The organism is Escherichia sp. MOD1-EC5189, assembly GCF_002966045.1.
Classification (GTDB): domain Bacteria; phylum Pseudomonadota; class Gammaproteobacteria; order Enterobacterales; family Enterobacteriaceae; genus Escherichia; species Escherichia coli_F.
Window position 1 is genome coordinate 90,797 of sequence record NZ_PTRX01000004.1, and the last position, 15,381, is coordinate 106,177.

Sequence of the window (15,381 nt, forward strand, 5' to 3'; positions counted from 1 at the left end):
GCGAGTTACCGCACCGCCCCTGCCATCCAAGCCGATAATTCCCGTAGCTCTTTTTCCTGTTCAGGGAAGTCAACCAACAGCGCTTCACACTCTTGTTGCAGCATATCCGCGCGGTACAGGCAGCCTTGCAGTCGTCCGGCGAGGGCTTCCAGAGGTGCGGGGTTGAGGCTATCGGTAAACACCTGGGCGCGGGTGATATGGCCTTTTTCGACGTCGAAATGCAGTTCCACGCCGCCCCAGGTAAAGCGTTCATCCAGCAGATGCGAGAACGCTGGAGCCTGTCCGAAATTCCATTCCCAGCTACTCTGGCGGGCAAAGGTTTCGGCGAAGTTCGGCAAGTCCGGCGTTTTGTCCGGGGAGATAATTTCCGCTTCTACACGCTCGCCATAATGGGCGAAAAAGGCCTCGGTTATGGCTTCGCAAACCTGCTCATGGGTAATTCCCGGCAGCAATTCGGTCAGATTGGTCACGCGGGAACGTACCGACGTAATGCCTTTCGCCGCCAGTTTCTTTTTATCCGGGTTGAGATAGTTTGCCAGGCGGCTAAGGTCGGCATTGAGTAGCAAGGTGCCGTGATGGAAGCCACGATCTTTGGTTTCGCGATAGGCCGAGCCTGAGACTTTACGGTCGCCTTCGGCGGTTTTCACCACCAAATCGTTACGTCCGGACGCTTCGGCGCTGACACCGAGCGCGTTCAGTGCATTGAGCACAATCGAGGTGGAGATCGTTTTATCGTATTCCGGCTTGCCAGCCATGAAGGTAAAACAGGTATTGCCGAGATCGTGGAACACCGCGCCGCCACCGCTACTGCGCCGTGCCAGGCGAACGTTATCTTCTTCCATCCGCCGTGTATTACACTCTTTCCACGGGTTCTGCGCGCGACCAATCACCACGGTGTCAGCATTGCGCCAGAGAAACAAAACGCGCTGCGTGGCGGGCATCTGGCGAAAAATACACTCCTCCACCGCCAGGTTAAACCACGGATCGTAAGAGTCAGAGATGAGCAGGCGTAATGTGGACATAACGATTTCCTTTCTTGTAGTAATGGGTCACTCTTTTTTCTCGCTTTCTTCCTCTTCCGGCACCGGTTTGCTGGCGGTTAACAGGAAGGGGGATTGCTGCCAGCGGGTGCGTTTACCCTGTAGCAGCGTGCGGGTCAGCACTACGCCGATTGCCAGCGAGAGCAACAACATCAGGCGTAAAATGTTAGTGGTGTTATCCACCTGTTGAGCTTCGGTGGCGAGCGTATGGGTGTCGAGCGTCAGGCGCAGATAGCCAAGCGGACCATTTTTCCCTGCAATGGGTTCGACAATCTGCTGGTTAAAATAGCCGCCCGCTTTTTTACCGTCGAGCGCCAGCCGGTCACGCACCTCGACGCTTTCGCCAGAACGGGCGATAAGATCGCCTTGTTCGTCATACACGCCCGCGTCGAGGATGCGGCTTTCATCCGTTAACTGATCGAGGATCGCCTGAATACGTTTTTCATCCGGCGAGTCGGTACGCATCAGCGGCGCAACGTTCAGCGTCACCTGCCGCGCCAGGGTGCGGGCCAGTTCTTCCAGCTGCGGATTACGCTGTCGCTGGTGGTTTTGACTAAACCATGATGCCCCCTGCATCAGCGCCACTAACAAGGCAAGACAGAACAGGACAATCACTGCCCGATGCAGCCGGAATTTCAGTTTTGTGCGAGCCATCTTCCACCCTTTGAAAATTTGAGACTTAATGTTGCCAGAAGCAATGGATACAAGGTAGCCTCATGCGTTATTTTCCCTGCTTCGAACGATTTTACAGGAGCCTTAATGCCTAACATTACCTGGTGCGACCTGCCTGAAGATGTCTCTTTATGGCCTGGTCTGCCTCTTTCATTAAGTGGTGATGAAGTGATGCCACTGGATTACCACGCAGGTCGTAGCGGCTGGCTGCTGTATGGTCGTGGGCTGGATAAACAACGTCTGACTCAGTACCAGAGCAAACTGGGCGCAGCGATGGTGATTGTTGCCGCCTGGTGCGTGGAAGATTATCAGGTGATTCGTCTGGCAGGTTCGCTTACCGCCCGGGCTACGCGCCTGGCCCATGAAGCACAACTGGATGTCGCGCCGCTGGGGAAAATTCCGCATCTGCGCACGCCAGGTCTGCTGGTGATGGACATGGATTCCACCGCCATCCAGATTGAATGTATTGATGAAATTGCCAAACTGGCCGGAACGGGCGAGATGGTGGCGGAGGTAACCGAACGGGCGATGCGCGGCGAACTCGATTTTACCGCCAGCCTGCGCAGCCGTGTGGCGACGCTGAAAGGCGCTGACGCCAATATTCTGCAACAGGTGCGTGAAAATCTGCCGCTGATGCCAGGCTTAACGCAACTGGTACTCAAGCTGGAAACGCTGGGCTGGAAAGTGGCGATTGCCTCCGGCGGCTTTACTTTCTTTGCCGAATACCTGCGCGATAAGCTGCGCCTGACCGCCGTAGTAGCCAATGAACTGGAGATCATGGACGGTAAATTTACCGGTAATGTGATTGGCGACATTGTAGACGCTCAGTATAAAGCGAAAACTCTGACCCGCCTGGCGCAGGAGTATGAAATCCCGCTGGCGCAAACCGTGGCGATTGGCGATGGTGCCAACGACCTGCCGATGATCAAAGCGGCAGGTCTGGGGATTGCCTACCATGCCAAGCCAAAAGTGAATGAAAAGACGGAAGTCACCATCCGTCACGCTGACCTGATGGGGGTATTCTGCATCCTCTCTGGCAGCCTGAATCAGAAGTAATTGTCCGCCCGTCATCCTGCGGGCGGCACAGCATTAACGAGGTACACCGTGGCAAAAGCTCCAAAACGCGCCTTTGTTTGTAATGAATGCGGGGCCGATTATCCGCGCTGGCAGGGGCAGTGCAGCGCCTGCCATGCCTGGAACACCATCACCGAGGTGCGTCTTGCTGCGTCGCCAACGGTGGCGCGTAACGAGCGTCTCAGTGGCTATGCCGGTAGCGCCGGGGTGGCAAAAGTCCAGAAACTTTCCGATATCAGCCTTGAGGAGTTGCCGCGTTTTTCAACCGGATTTAAAGAGTTCGACCGCGTATTAGGCGGTGGGGTGGTGCCAGGAAGCGCTATTCTGATTGGCGGTAATCCAGGCGCAGGGAAATCCACGCTGCTACTGCAAACGCTGTGCAAACTGGCCCAGCAGATGAAAACGCTGTATGTCACCGGCGAAGAGTCGCTGCAACAGGTGGCAATGCGCGCTCATCGCCTCGGCCTGCCGACTGACAATCTCAATATGTTGTCGGAAACCAGCATCGAACAGATCTGCCTGATTGCCGAAGAAGAGCAACCGAAGCTGATGGTCATTGACTCCATCCAGGTGATGCATATGGCGGATGTACAATCATCGCCTGGCAGCGTGGCACAGGTGCGTGAAACGGCGGCTTATCTGACGCGCTTCGCCAAAACGCGTGGCGTGGCGATTGTCATGGTGGGGCACGTAACCAAAGATGGTTCGCTGGCAGGCCCTAAAGTGCTGGAACACTGTATCGACTGCTCGGTGCTTCTGGACGGCGATGCCGATTCCCGTTTCCGCACCTTACGCAGCCATAAAAACCGTTTCGGCGCGGTGAATGAGCTGGGCGTCTTCGCGATGACTGAACAGGGACTGCGTGAAGTTAGCAACCCTTCCGCCATCTTCTTAAGCCGCGGCGATGAAGTGACCTCCGGCAGCTCAGTGATGGTGGTGTGGGAAGGAACGCGTCCGCTGCTGGTGGAGATCCAGGCGCTGGTCGATCACTCGATGATGGCGAATCCACGCCGCGTCGCAGTAGGGCTGGAGCAAAACCGTTTGGCGATCCTGCTGGCGGTGCTGCACCGTCACGGTGGGTTGCAAATGGCCGATCAGGATGTATTTGTGAATGTGGTCGGCGGCGTGAAGGTAACCGAAACCAGTGCCGATTTAGCGTTACTGCTGGCGATGGTTTCCAGCCTGCGTGACAGACCGCTGCCGCAGGATCTGGTGGTGTTTGGTGAAGTCGGACTGGCAGGCGAGATCCGCCCGGTGCCCAGCGGCCAGGAGCGGATTTCTGAAGCGGCGAAACATGGTTTTCGGCGGGCGATTGTTCCGGCAGCCAACGTGCCGAAAAAAGCGCCGGAAGGGATGCAGATTTTTGGCGTTAAAAAACTCTCCGACGCGCTTAGCGTGTTCGACGACTTATAATGAGAGATAGGGAGGGAGATATGTCGTCATTTGATTATCTGAAAACTGCCATCAAGCAACAGGGCTGTACGCTACAGCAGGTGGCTGATGCCAGCGGTATGACCAAAGGGTATTTAAGCCAGTTACTGAATGCCAAAATTAAAAGCCCCAGCGCGCAAAAGCTGGAGGCGTTGCACCGTTATTTGGGACTTGAATTTCCCCGGCAGAAGAAAACCATTGGTGTCGTATTCGGTAAGTTCTACCCGCTGCATACCGGACATATCTACCTTATCCAGCGTGCCTGTAGTCAGGTTGACGAGCTGCATATCATTATGGGCTTTGACGATACCCGTGACCGCGCACTGTTCGAAGATAGCGCCATGTCGCAGCAGCCCACGGTGCCGGATCGTCTGCGCTGGTTATTGCAAACTTTTAAATATCAGAAAAATATTCGCATTCATGCCTTCAACGAAGAGGGCATGGAGCCGTATCCGCATGGCTGGGATGTGTGGAGCAACGGCATCAAAAAGTTTATGGCTGAAAAAGGGATCCAGCCGGATCTGATCTACACCTCGGAAGAAGCCGACGCGCCGCAGTATATGGAACATCTGGGGATCGAAACGGTGTTGGTCGATCCGAAACGTACCTTTATGAGTATTAGCGGTGCGCAGATCCGCGAAAATCCGTTCCGCTACTGGGAATATATTCCTACCGAAGTGAAGCCGTTCTTTGTGCGCACCGTGGCGATCCTTGGCGGCGAATCGAGCGGTAAATCCACCCTGGTAAACAAACTTGCTAATATCTTCAACACTACCAGTGCATGGGAATATGGTCGCGATTATGTCTTTTCGCATCTTGGCGGCGATGAGATTGCATTGCAGTATTCCGACTACGATAAAATCGCGCTTGGACACGCTCAATATATTGATTTTGCAGTAAAATATGCCAATAAAGTGGCGTTTATCGACACCGATTTTGTGACAACTCAGGCGTTCTGCAAAAAGTACGAAGGGCGCGAGCATCCGTTCGTACAGGCGCTGATCGATGAATACCGTTTTGATCTGGTGATTCTGCTGGAGAACAACACGCCGTGGGTGGCGGATGGTTTACGCAGTCTCGGCAGTTCGGTGGATCGCAAAGAGTTCCAGAACTTGCTGGTGGAGATGCTGGAAGAGAACAATATCGAATTTGTGCGGGTTGAAGAGGACGATTACGACAGCCGTTTCCTGCGCTGTGTGGAGCTGGTGCGGGAGATGATGGGGGAGCAGGGATAATCATCTTTATAAGATGTTGAGTGATATTACTGATTCAAAAGTGTACTTAGTACTCCATTTTGGTGTACAATGTACCTGCCAGGGAGGGGTAATGGGCAAGGCGATAATATTTATAGAGACGCCAATGTTTACGCGTCAGATCAAGCAGATTGCAACCGATGATGAATTAAAGGAATTGCAAAAAGAACTCATCGGAACTCCCGATAAAGGTGATCTCATTCAGCAGACTGGTGGATTGCGTAAAGTCCGAATGGCTGCGGGTTCACAGGGAAAAAGTGGTAGTGTCAGAATAATTTACTTTCTGGCGACGGAAGAGATTATTTATTTGATTATGGCCTATCCGAAGAATGCCAAAGACAGTCTGACAGATACGGAAAAAGCTCAACTAAAGAAGTTGACGAAACTGCTCAAAGGTGAGGTATAAAATGAGTTTTTTTGATGAGTTGAAAACCTCTCTGGAAGAGGCTGTCGAGATTAAACAAGGTTTAAAAGAACCTGCACGGGTGACCCGCTACGAAATTGCGGATGTTAAAGCTATTCGTGAGCAACTCAACGTTTCGCAAAGTGAGATGGCAAAAGCTCTGGGAACCAGTGTGGATACCATTAAAAGCTGGGAATCGAAGCGAAGAAATCCTACGGGATTGGCTGCAAAAGTACTTGCCACAATTAAAGAAAATCCTGCCTTTTTCCGGGAACTTGCCTCCCATTAATCATTTAACTATTACCGGATGCGATGCTGGCGCGCCGCATCCGGCATTTTATGCATTACTTCGCAATACGCTTGTACTTGATACGCTTCGGCTCCAGCGCGTCTGCGCCCAGCGTGCGTTTCTTGTACTCTTCGTACTCGGTAAAGTTACCTTCAAAGAACTCAACTTTACCTTCATCCTGGTAATCCAGAATGTGTGTGGCGATACGGTCGAGGAACCAACGGTCGTGCGAGATAACCATCGCGCAGCCCGGGAACTCCAGCAGGGCGTTTTCCAGCGCACGCAGGGTTTCGATATCCAGGTCGTTGGTCGGTTCGTCGAGCAGCAGCATGTTGCCGCCAACCTGCAGCAGCTTCGCCAGATGCAGACGACCACGCTCACCACCGGAGAGTTCGCCAACGCGTTTACCCTGATCAACCCCTTTAAAGTTAAAGCGGCCAACGTAGGCGCGGCTTGGCATCTCGGTGTTACCGATCTTCATGATATCCAGCCCGCCGGAAACTTCTTCCCAAACGGTTTTGCTGTTATCCATTGAGTCACGGAACTGATCGACAGATGCCAGTTTCACCGTTTCACCTAAAGTGATGGTGCCGCTGTCTGGCTGTTCCTGACCAGAGATCATACGGAACAGGGTTGATTTACCCGCGCCGTTCGGACCGATGATCCCGACGATCGCCCCTTTAGGGATCGAGAAGCTCAGATCATCAATCAGCAGACGATCGCCGTAAGATTTACGCAGGTTGCTGACTTCCAACACTTTATCGCCCAGACGCGGTCCAGGTGGAATAAACAGTTCGTTGGTTTCGTTACGTTTCTGATATTCGGTGCTGTTCAGCTCTTCAAAGCGCGCCAGACGTGCTTTACCTTTCGACTGACGGCCTTTAGTTCCCTGACGTACCCACTCCAGCTCTTTCTCGATCGACTTACGACGCGCTGCTTCTTGTGAAGCTTCCTGCGCCAGACGCTGATCTTTCTGCTCCAGCCAGGAGGAGTAGTTACCTTCCCACGGAATACCTTCACCGCGGTCAAGTTCGAGGATCCAGCCTGCAACGTTATCGAGGAAGTAACGGTCGTGGGTAATCGCCACCACGGTGCCCTCGAAGTCGTGCAGGAAGCGTTCCAGCCACGCTACGGATTCGGCATCCAGGTGGTTGGTCGGTTCGTCGAGCAGCAGCATGTCTGGTTTTTCCAGCAGCAGGCGGCACAACGCCACACGACGACGCTCACCACCGGAAAGGTTAGCGATTTTCGCGTCCCAGTCCGGCAGACGCAGCGCATCCGCCGCACGCTCCAGCTGAACGTTCAGGTTATGACCGTCATGAGCCTGAATGATCTCTTCCAGACGGCCTTGTTCAGCGGCCAGCTTGTCAAAATCGGCATCCGGATCGGCGTACAGCGCATACACTTCATCCAGACGTTTCAGAGCGTTAACCACTTCAGAAACCGCTTCTTCAATGGACTCACGCACGGTGTGTTCCGGGTTCAGCTGAGGTTCCTGCGGCAGGTAACCAATCTTGATATCCGGTTGCGGACGCGCTTCACCTTCGATGTCTTTATCAATGCCCGCCATAATGCGCAGCAGGGTAGACTTACCCGCGCCGTTCAGACCCAGGACACCAATTTTTGCCCCAGGGAAGAAACTCAGAGAGATGTTTTTCAAAATATGACGTTTCGGCGGAACAACTTTGCCGACACGATGCATGGTATAAACGAATTGAGCCACGTTGGACTTCGCCTCTATGTTTATCGTGATGATGAGTTTTCAAAGGCGAAGTGTAGCCTGTTTCCTTATCTAATCCCAGCCGGTCAATCACCCTCGCAGTAAAAGTAAAAAAGTGTCCGTAACGTGGCGTAAACGGCAATGACTGGTTAGCATAAATCTATTACGCGGCATGACGCTGCATTGATGTATTGACACTTAGAGGATGCGCTTGTGGAAAAAGCCAAACACGTTACCTGGCGGCTGTTGGCTGTCGGTGTCTGTCTGCTGACGGTCAGCAGCGTGGCGCGAGCCGACTCACTGGATGAGCAGCGTAGCCGTTACGCGCAAATTAAGCAGGCCTGGGATAATCGACAAATGGATGTGGTCGAACAAATGATGCCTGGATTGAAGGATTATCCACTTTATCCCTATCTGGAATACCGCCAGATCACCGATGATCTGATGAATCAACCGGCGGTGACGGTCACTAACTTTGTTCGCGCTAACCCCACGCTTCCTCCCGCTCGCACGCTGCAATCTCGTTTCGTCAATGAACTGGCGCGGCGTGAAGACTGGCGTGGTTTGTTAGCCTTTAGCCCGGAAAAGCCAGGAACTACCGAAGCGCAATGTAATTACTACTATGCGAAATGGAATACCGGGCAGAGTGAAGAAGCCTGGCAAGGGGCGAAAGAGCTGTGGCTAACCGGCAAGAGCCAGCCTAACGCCTGTGACAAGTTATTTAGCGTCTGGCGTGCGTCAGGCAAACAAGATCCGCTGGCGTATCTGGAGCGTATCCGTTTGGCGATGAAAGCGGGTAACACAGGCCTGGTGACAGTGCTGGCAGGGCAGATGCCTGCCGATTACCAGACTATCGCCTCGGCAATCATTTCACTGGCGAACAACCCTAATACGGTACTGACCTTCGCGCGTACAACCGGAGCGACCGATTTTACCCGTCAAATGGCGGCGGTGGCGTTTGCCAGTGTGGCGCGGCAGGATGCTGAAAATGCACGGCTGATGATCCCATCGCTTGCTCAGGCACAGCAGCTTAATGAAGATCAGATTCAGGAACTGCGCGATATCGTCGCCTGGCGTTTGATGGGCAACGATGTCACCGACGAGCAGGCGAAATGGCGCGATGACGCCATTATGCGCTCGCAATCCACCTCGTTGATTGAACGCCGAGTGCGGATGGCGCTTGGTACTGGCGATCGGCGTGGCCTGAATACCTGGCTGGCGCGTTTGCCGATGGAAGCGAAAGAGAAAGATGAATGGCGTTACTGGCAGGCCGATTTATTGCTGGAACGCGGACGCGAAGCTGAAGCGAAAGAGATTCTGCATCAACTCATGCAACAGCGTGGTTTCTACCCGATGGTTGCTGCACAGCGCATCGGCGAAGAGTATGAGCTGAAGATTGATAAAGCGCCGCAGAATGTTGACAGCACCCTGACTCAGGGGCCGGAGATGGCGCGCGTGCGCGAGTTGATGTACTGGAATCTCGATAACACCGCGCGTAGCGAGTGGGCCAATCTGGTGAAGAGCAAGTCAAAAACAGAGCAGGCACAGCTGGCACGGTATGCTTTCAACAACCAATGGTGGGATCTCAGCGTTCAGGCGACGATCGCCGGGAAGTTGTGGGATCATCTGGAAGAGCGATTCCCGCTGGCCTACAACGATCTTTTCAAACGTTACACCAGCGGTAAGGAGATCCCGCAAAGCTATGCGATGGCGATTGCCCGTCAGGAGAGCGCCTGGAATCCGAAAGTGAAGTCACCGGTAGGGGCCAGCGGGCTGATGCAGATTATGCCTGGTACGGCGACCCATACGGTGAAGATGTTCTCTATTCCTGGCTACAGCAGCCCTGGGCAATTGCTGGATCCGGAAACGAACATCAACATCGGCACCAGTTACCTGCAATATGTTTATCAGCAGTTTGGCAATAACCGTATTTTCGCCTCAGCAGCTTATAACGCCGGACCTGGACGAGTGCGCACCTGGCTTGGCAACAGTGCTGGTCGAATCGACGCAGTGGCATTTGTCGAGAGTATTCCGTTCTCTGAGACGCGCGGTTATGTGAAGAACGTGCTGGCTTATGATGCTTACTACCGCTATTTCATGGGGGATAAACCAACGTTGATGAGCGCCACGGAATGGGGACGTCGTTACTGATCCGCACGTTTATGATATGCTATCGTACTCTTTAGCGAGTACAACCGGGGGAGGCATTTTGCTTCCCCCGCTAACAATGGCGACATATTATGGCCCAACAATCACCCTATTCAGCAGCGATGGCAGAACAGCGTCACCAGGAGTGGTTACGTTTTGTCGACCTGCTTAAGAATGCCTACCAAAACGATCTCCATTTACCGTTGTTAAACCTGATGCTGACGCCAGATGAGCGCGAAGCGTTAGGGACTCGCGTGCGTATTGTCGAAGAGCTGTTGCGTGGCGAAATGAGCCAGCGTGAGTTAAAAAATGAACTCGGCGCGGGCATCGCGACGATTACGCGTGGATCTAACAGTCTGAAAGCCGCGCCTGTCGAGCTGCGCCAGTGGCTGGAAGAGGTGTTGCTGAAAGATCACTGATACACGGCATTATGAAACGGACTCAGCGCCAGGATCACCGCCTGGTGATAGACGCTGGCGCGAGTGAGCTTCCCGGCGGTAAATACGCCGATTGCACCTTCTTTACGGCCAATTTCATCAATGCCGGTATAATGCGACATCACAGGGCCGAGCGCCTCGCCTTCACGCACTTTCTCCAGAATCACCTCAGGCAACGGCAAAGTTGCCGAACGCGCTTCGCCACGCTGGCTGGCGTTTTCAATCACCACCCAACTGAAGGTGCTGTCGCCATCAATGCCAGCTTCAATCGCCACCCAAAAATCAGCCTCTGGATGTAAACGGCGGGCATTTGCTACCCGATTTCGTGCGCCAGCGCGCGTTTCCTCACTGCCAAAGGGCTGTTCCGGTACACCGCTCTCGACGGCAACGGATGCAATATGGCAGGATCCTTCGCCGAAGATCTCGTGAAATGCCTGCAGAATGGCCTGAATTTTAGCGGGATTGGTGGTCGCACAGACAACTTGGTGCATAATCAGCATTACTCAGAAAATTAACGTTACAGCAGTATACGGAAAAAAAGCATGTTACAGGTATACCTAGTCCGCCACGGTGAAACGCAGTGGAACGCCGAGCGACGTATTCAGGGCCAGTCTGACAGCCCGCTGACTGCCAAAGGTGAGCAACAGGCGATGCAGGTGGCGACCCGTGCCAAAGAGCTTGGCATTACGCATATCATCAGTAGCGATTTAGGGCGCACCCGCCGCACGGCGGAAATCATCGCCCAGGCCTGCGGCTGTGACATCATCTTTGATTCTCGCCTGCGTGAATTAAATATGGGTGTACTGGAAACAAGAAATATCGATTCACTCACCGAAGAAGAAGAAAACTGGCGTCGCCAACTGGTCAATGGCACTGTCGACGGACGTATTCCTGAAGGCGAGTCTATGCAGGAGCTCAGCGATCGTGTCAATGCGGCACTGGAATCTTGTCGGGAATTACCGCAGGGAAGCCGACCGCTGCTGGTGAGCCACGGTATTGCACTGGGATGCCTGGTGAGTACGATTCTCGGATTACCAGCATGGGCAGAGCGTCGCTTACGTCTGCGTAACTGTTCTATTTCGCGCGTGGATTATCAGGAAAGCTTGTGGCTGGCGTCTGGCTGGGTGGTTGAAACCGCAGGGGACATCTCGCATCTGGACGCCCCTGCATTAGATGAGCTGCAGCGTTAACGACGGATCGGAATCAGCAGTTCACAGCGCAGATTAATTGGGCGATCTCCCGCTTTGGCATCTTCTGCCGGGTAGTATCGCTCAATATCCTGACCTTTACGGCGCGTCAGGTTAAGCATTGGCATGCACGTTCCGTATACCGTCAGGATAAACTCCTGCACGCCTGTTCCCAGACCTTCATAGGTAAACATCACATATTCACCGCCTTGCAGCATCACAGGATGCCCGGTCAATACATATCCATCTGCCTGATCCTGGGCTAATGCGGTGGTATAGAACACCTCTTGCTCGTCGTCTTTATCCTGGCTCGGACGCGTTTCATTCAGGCCGTAGAGCACAGGCGGAATGGTCGGCGCGTTGCCAAGAAAATCGTGCCAGAACTGATAACGCATTTCATGGCGGAAATCAGAGATTTGTTCCAGCGAACAGGAGTAACTCTGGGTAACACCAATCAGCGGCGTATCTTCCAGGGTGACAAATTTGTGCTCTGGCATGGTGAATTCACCCAGACGCAGCGGCGGGCGAATACCAAAGGCGCTCCATTCAGGAGAACGGCGGTAAAGAGCAGGAGTTTGGGCAAACTGCTTCTTGAATGCGCGAGTAAATGTCTGTTGAGAGTCGAAGCGGTATTGCAGCGCGATATCCAGAATCGGACGCGCAGTCAGGCGTAGTGCGACCGCCGATTTCGACAAACGACGAGCACGAATATACGCGCCAATAGCATGACCAGTGACATCTTTAAACATTCTCTGTAAGTGCCACTTGGAATAACCTGCTTTCGCCGCTACATTGTCGAGCGACAGGGGCTGATCCAGATGACCTTCCAGCCAGATTAAAAGGTCGCGAATAATGCCGGCCTGATCCATAAAATATCCTCATCCTTTCAACAACGAGCACCTGACATCAGGTAATTGGATAATAGCATTTTTTGCTGTTTTAGCATTCAGTGTTTTTTTCTTAGTCGAGTATGTTTTAGGTCTTGACGGAAATAAAAGTATTGAGATTTTGTTCTTAATCAATATGTTATTTATCGTGGTGAACTAATTGCTCATGTCATAGATAAAAATGGTAACAATATGAAATACAAGCATTTGATCCTGTCTTTAAGCCTGATAATGCTGGGGCCATTGGCTCATGCAGAAGAGATTGGTTCGGTCGACACTGTATTTAAAATGATCGGTCCTGATCACAAAATTGTCGTAGAAGCCTTTGACGATCCCGATGTGAAAAATGTCACCTGCTATGTGAGCCGGGCGAAAACCGGCGGTATTAAAGGGGGATTGGGCCTGGCGGAAGATACTTCCGATGCGGCTATTTCTTGTCAGCAAGTCGGGCCGATTGAACTGTCAGATCGCATTAAAAACGGCAAAGCTCAGGGCGAGGTAGTATTCAAAAAACGCACGTCGTTGGTCTTTAAGTCGTTACAGGTCGTACGCTTTTATGACGCTAAACGCAACGCGCTCGCTTACCTGGCTTACTCCGACAAAGTTGTAGAAGGTTCGCCGAAAAATGCGATTAGCGCGGTTCCTGTCATGCCGTGGCGGCAATAACAGAGGCGATTTATGCAACGGGAAACGGTCTGGTTAGTAGAAGACGAGCAAGGGATAGCCGACACGCTAGTCTACATGTTGCAACAGGAAGGTTTTGCCGTCGAGGTCTTTGAGCGAGGCTTGCCGGTGCTGGATAAAGCTCGCCAGCAGGTTCCCGATGTCATGATTCTCGATGTTGGTTTGCCTGATATCAGCGGCTTTGAATTGTGCCGCCAGTTACTGGCGCTCCATCCGGCGTTACCTGTACTGTTCCTGACGGCCCGAAGTGAAGAGGTCGATCGCCTGCTTGGGCTGGAAATTGGCGCTGACGACTACGTGGCTAAACCGTTTTCACCTCGCGAAGTGTGCGCCAGAGTGCGCACCTTACTGCGTCGGGTGAGGAAGTTCTCGACGCCGTCTCCCGTTATCCGTATTGGTCATTTTGAATTGAATGAACCTGCGGCGCAGATCAGCTGGTTTGACACGCCATTAACGCTGACGCGGTATGAGTTTTTGCTGCTGAAAACATTACTCAAGTCGCCGGGCCGCGTCTGGTCCCGCCTGCAACTGATGGATAGCGTGTGGGAAGATGCGCAGGACACCTACGATCGCACCGTCGATACCCACATTAAAACGCTGCGTGCCAAGCTGCGCGCCATTAACCCCGATCTTTCCCCGATTAATACTCATCGCGGCATGGGATATAGCCTGAGGGGACTGTAATGCGTATCGGCATGAGGTTGTTGCTGGGCTATTTTTTACTGGTGGCAGTGGCGGCCTGGTTCGTACTGGCAATTTTTGTCAAAGAAGTTAAACCGGGCGTGCGAAGAGCAACGGAGGGGACGTTGATCGACACCGCAACGTTGCTGGCGGAGCTGGCGCGTCCCGATTTGCTCTCTGGGGACCCAACGCATGGGCAACTGGCGCAGGCGTTTAATCAGCTACAACATCGCCCGTTTCGCGCCAATATCGGTGGCATTCACAAAGTGCGCAATGAATATCATGTCTACATGACTGATGCGCAGGGCAAAGTATTGTTCGATTCGGCAAATAAAGCCGTTGGACAGGATTACTCGCGCTGGAATGACGTCTGGCTAACGTTGCGTGGTCAGTATGGTGCGCGCAGCACGTTGCAAAATCCTGACGATCCCGAAAGTTCTGTGATGTATGTTGCCGCGCCAATTATGGACGGCTCGCGGCTTATTGGTGTTTTGAGCGTAGGCAAACCGAACGCGGCGATGGCTCCGGTCATTAAGCGCAGCGAGCGGCGAATTTTATGGGCCAGCGCCATTTTGTTGGGGATTGCACTGGTGATTGGCGCAGGCATGGTTTGGTGGATCAACCGCTCCATTGCCCGGCTCACTCGCTATGCTGATTCTGTCACTGACAATAAGCCCGTTCCTCTCCCCGATCTCGGTAGTAGCGAGCTGCGTAAACTCGCGCAGGCGCTGGAAAGTATGCGCGTGAAGCTGGAAGGGAAAAACTATATTGAGCAGTATGTTTATGCGTTAACTCATGAGCTAAAAAGCCCACTGGCGGCGATTCGTGGAGCGGCGGAAATTTTACGCGAAGGTCCGCCGCCGGAAGTGGTGGCTCGTTTTACCGACAACATTCTGACGCAAAATGCGCGAATGCAGGCACTGGTGGAAACGTTACTACGCCAGGCAAGACTGGAGAATCGTCAGGAAGTCGTTTTGACTGCTGTTGATGTGGCGGCATTATTTCGCCGCGTCAGCGAAGCGCGCACCGTGCAGTTGGCGGAAAAAAACATCACTCTACATGTTATGCCCACCGAGGTTAATGTTGCTGCTGAACCGACGTTACTGGAGCAGGCGCTGGGGAATTTACTGGATAACGCCATCGATTTTACCCCCGAGAGCGGTCGTATAACGCTAAGCGCCGAAGTGGAGCAGGAACACGTCACGCTTAAGGTGCTGGATACCGGTAGTGGTATTCCTGACTACGCGCTTTCACGTATTTTTGAACGCTTTTACTCTTTGCCGCGTGCAAATGGGCAAAAAAGCAGCGGTCTGGGGTTGGCGTTCGTCAGTGAGGTCGCCCGTTTGTTTAACGGCGAAGTCACGCTGCACAACGTGCAGGAAGGTGGCGTGCTGGCCTCGCTTCGACTTCACCGTCACTTCACATAGCTTCAAATTCTTCCCACATAGCCTTTGTAACCTGCGGTCATTGCAAAG

16 protein-coding genes are annotated in these 15,381 nt (G+C 53.1%); 11 read left to right on the plus strand and 5 right to left on the minus strand.

All coding sequences use genetic code 11. The annotated features are described in order from the left end of the window. Window positions 1-5 precede the first annotated feature (5 nt). The gene (lplA, locus tag ATB02_RS04610) at window positions 6-1,022 is read right to left on the minus strand and encodes a lipoate--protein ligase LplA (RefSeq protein ID WP_000105850.1); all 1,017 of its coding nucleotides are present in this window, start codon (window positions 1,020-1,022) and stop codon (window positions 6-8) included. A gap of 27 nt (window positions 1,023-1,049) precedes the next feature. Then, window positions 1,050-1,694: a YtjB family periplasmic protein gene (locus ATB02_RS04615; RefSeq protein ID WP_000124615.1), complete on the minus strand. Its 645-nt coding sequence runs from the start codon at window positions 1,692-1,694 to the stop codon at window positions 1,050-1,052. A 105-nt stretch (window positions 1,695-1,799) separates the two neighbouring features. On the opposite strand from ATB02_RS04615, the gene serB reads away from it, so the two are divergent. The 5 genes from serB (at window position 1,800) to nadS (ending at window position 6,162) form a co-directional block, all read left to right on the plus strand. Continuing rightward, the gene (serB, locus tag ATB02_RS04620; protein WP_001132956.1) at window positions 1,800-2,768 is read left to right on the plus strand and encodes a phosphoserine phosphatase; all 969 of its coding nucleotides are present in this window, start codon (window positions 1,800-1,802) and stop codon (window positions 2,766-2,768) included. Between the two features lie 48 nt (window positions 2,769-2,816). Further along, the gene (gene radA / locus ATB02_RS04625) at window positions 2,817-4,199 is read left to right on the plus strand and encodes a DNA repair protein RadA (protein WP_001029698.1); all 1,383 of its coding nucleotides are present in this window, start codon (window positions 2,817-2,819) and stop codon (window positions 4,197-4,199) included. Window positions 4,200-4,219: 20 nt separating this feature from the next. Further along, on the plus strand, window positions 4,220-5,452 hold the full coding sequence (nadR, locus tag ATB02_RS04630) for a multifunctional transcriptional regulator/nicotinamide-nucleotide adenylyltransferase/ribosylnicotinamide kinase NadR (RefSeq protein WP_000093833.1): 1,233 nt from the start codon (window positions 4,220-4,222) through the stop codon (window positions 5,450-5,452). 91 nt (window positions 5,453-5,543) lie between these two features. Next, window positions 5,544-5,876, plus strand: coding sequence for a type II toxin-antitoxin system RelE/ParE family toxin (locus ATB02_RS04635; RefSeq protein WP_000513551.1), 333 nt, complete (start codon window positions 5,544-5,546; stop codon window positions 5,874-5,876). Window position 5,877: 1 nt separating this feature from the next. Beyond that, entirely contained in the window at window positions 5,878-6,162 is a 285-nt protein-coding gene (gene nadS, locus ATB02_RS04640) for a NadS family protein (protein ID WP_000007436.1), read from the plus strand. A 55-nt stretch (window positions 6,163-6,217) separates the two neighbouring features. Here nadS and ettA read toward each other — a convergent pair whose 3' ends face one another. Beyond that, on the minus strand, window positions 6,218-7,885 hold the full coding sequence (gene ettA / locus ATB02_RS04645) for an energy-dependent translational throttle protein EttA (protein ID WP_000046749.1): 1,668 nt from the start codon (window positions 7,883-7,885) through the stop codon (window positions 6,218-6,220). Between the two features lie 210 nt (window positions 7,886-8,095). On the opposite strand from ettA, the gene sltY reads away from it, so the two are divergent. Together sltY and trpR are read left to right on the plus strand one after the other, a co-directional pair. Then, entirely contained in the window at window positions 8,096-10,033 is a 1,938-nt protein-coding gene (gene sltY, locus ATB02_RS04655; protein ID WP_000409431.1) for a murein transglycosylase, read from the plus strand. A gap of 89 nt (window positions 10,034-10,122) precedes the next feature. After that, a complete protein-coding gene (gene trpR, locus ATB02_RS04660) occupies window positions 10,123-10,449 on the plus strand; it encodes a trp operon repressor (RefSeq protein ID WP_000068678.1) in 327 nt (108 codons plus the stop codon). On the opposite strand, the gene yjjX is transcribed toward trpR, so the two are convergent. Further along, window positions 10,443-10,958 carry an inosine/xanthosine triphosphatase gene (gene yjjX, locus ATB02_RS04665; protein ID WP_105271204.1) on the minus strand — a complete coding sequence of 172 codons (516 nt, stop codon included), beginning with the start codon at window positions 10,956-10,958 and terminating at the stop codon, window positions 10,443-10,445. The genes trpR and yjjX overlap by 7 nt on opposite strands. A 51-nt stretch (window positions 10,959-11,009) precedes the next feature. Here yjjX and gpmB point away from each other — a divergent pair, with 51 nt between their 5' ends. Beyond that, on the plus strand, window positions 11,010-11,657 hold the full coding sequence (gpmB, locus tag ATB02_RS04670; protein WP_000942351.1) for a 2,3-diphosphoglycerate-dependent phosphoglycerate mutase GpmB: 648 nt from the start codon (window positions 11,010-11,012) through the stop codon (window positions 11,655-11,657). Here gpmB and robA read toward each other — a convergent pair. Then, entirely contained in the window at window positions 11,654-12,523 is an 870-nt protein-coding gene (gene robA, locus ATB02_RS04675; protein ID WP_000371666.1) for an MDR efflux pump AcrAB transcriptional activator RobA, read from the minus strand. The genes gpmB and robA overlap by 4 nt on opposite strands. Before the next feature lie 210 nt (window positions 12,524-12,733). On the opposite strand from robA, the gene creA reads away from it, so the two are divergent. Genes creA through creC form a run of 3 tightly spaced genes read left to right on the plus strand, consistent with a single transcriptional unit; the run spans window position 12,734 to window position 15,333 of the window. Further along, the gene (gene creA / locus ATB02_RS04680) at window positions 12,734-13,207 is read left to right on the plus strand and encodes a protein CreA (protein ID WP_000875487.1); all 474 of its coding nucleotides are present in this window, start codon (window positions 12,734-12,736) and stop codon (window positions 13,205-13,207) included. A 12-nt stretch (window positions 13,208-13,219) separates the two neighbouring features. Continuing rightward, entirely contained in the window at window positions 13,220-13,909 is a 690-nt protein-coding gene (creB, locus tag ATB02_RS04685) for a two-component system response regulator CreB (RefSeq protein ID WP_105271162.1), read from the plus strand. Further along, window positions 13,909-15,333, plus strand: coding sequence for a two-component system sensor histidine kinase CreC (gene creC / locus ATB02_RS04690; RefSeq protein WP_105271163.1), 1,425 nt, complete (start codon window positions 13,909-13,911; stop codon window positions 15,331-15,333). Before creB ends, creC begins: the two co-directional genes overlap by 1 nt. Window positions 15,334-15,381 lie beyond the last annotated feature (48 nt).

Bases quoted from the DNA above. Each gene is read 5' to 3' on its own strand.
- lplA (WP_000105850.1), bottom strand. From the start codon at position 1,022: ATGTCCACATTACGCCTGCTCATCTCTGACTCTTACGATCCGTGGTTT.
- ATB02_RS04615 (WP_000124615.1), bottom strand. From the start codon at position 1,694: ATGGCTCGCACAAAACTGAAATTCCGGCTGCATCGGGCAGTGATTGTC.
- serB (WP_001132956.1), top strand. From the start codon at position 1,800: ATGCCTAACATTACCTGGTGCGACCTGCCTGAAGATGTCTCTTTATGG.
- nadR (WP_000093833.1), top strand. From the start codon at position 4,220: ATGTCGTCATTTGATTATCTGAAAACTGCCATCAAGCAACAGGGCTGT.
- ATB02_RS04635 (WP_000513551.1), top strand. From the start codon at position 5,544: ATGGGCAAGGCGATAATATTTATAGAGACGCCAATGTTTACGCGTCAG.
- nadS (WP_000007436.1), top strand. From the start codon at position 5,878: ATGAGTTTTTTTGATGAGTTGAAAACCTCTCTGGAAGAGGCTGTCGAG.
- trpR (WP_000068678.1), top strand. From the start codon at position 10,123: ATGGCCCAACAATCACCCTATTCAGCAGCGATGGCAGAACAGCGTCAC.
- yjjX (WP_105271204.1), bottom strand. From the start codon at position 10,958: ATGCACCAAGTTGTCTGTGCGACCACCAATCCCGCTAAAATTCAGGCC.
- gpmB (WP_000942351.1), top strand. From the start codon at position 11,010: ATGTTACAGGTATACCTAGTCCGCCACGGTGAAACGCAGTGGAACGCC.
- robA (WP_000371666.1), bottom strand. From the start codon at position 12,523: ATGGATCAGGCCGGCATTATTCGCGACCTTTTAATCTGGCTGGAAGGT.
- creA (WP_000875487.1), top strand. From the start codon at position 12,734: ATGAAATACAAGCATTTGATCCTGTCTTTAAGCCTGATAATGCTGGGG.
- creB (WP_105271162.1), top strand. From the start codon at position 13,220: ATGCAACGGGAAACGGTCTGGTTAGTAGAAGACGAGCAAGGGATAGCC.
- creC (WP_105271163.1), top strand. From the start codon at position 13,909: ATGCGTATCGGCATGAGGTTGTTGCTGGGCTATTTTTTACTGGTGGCA.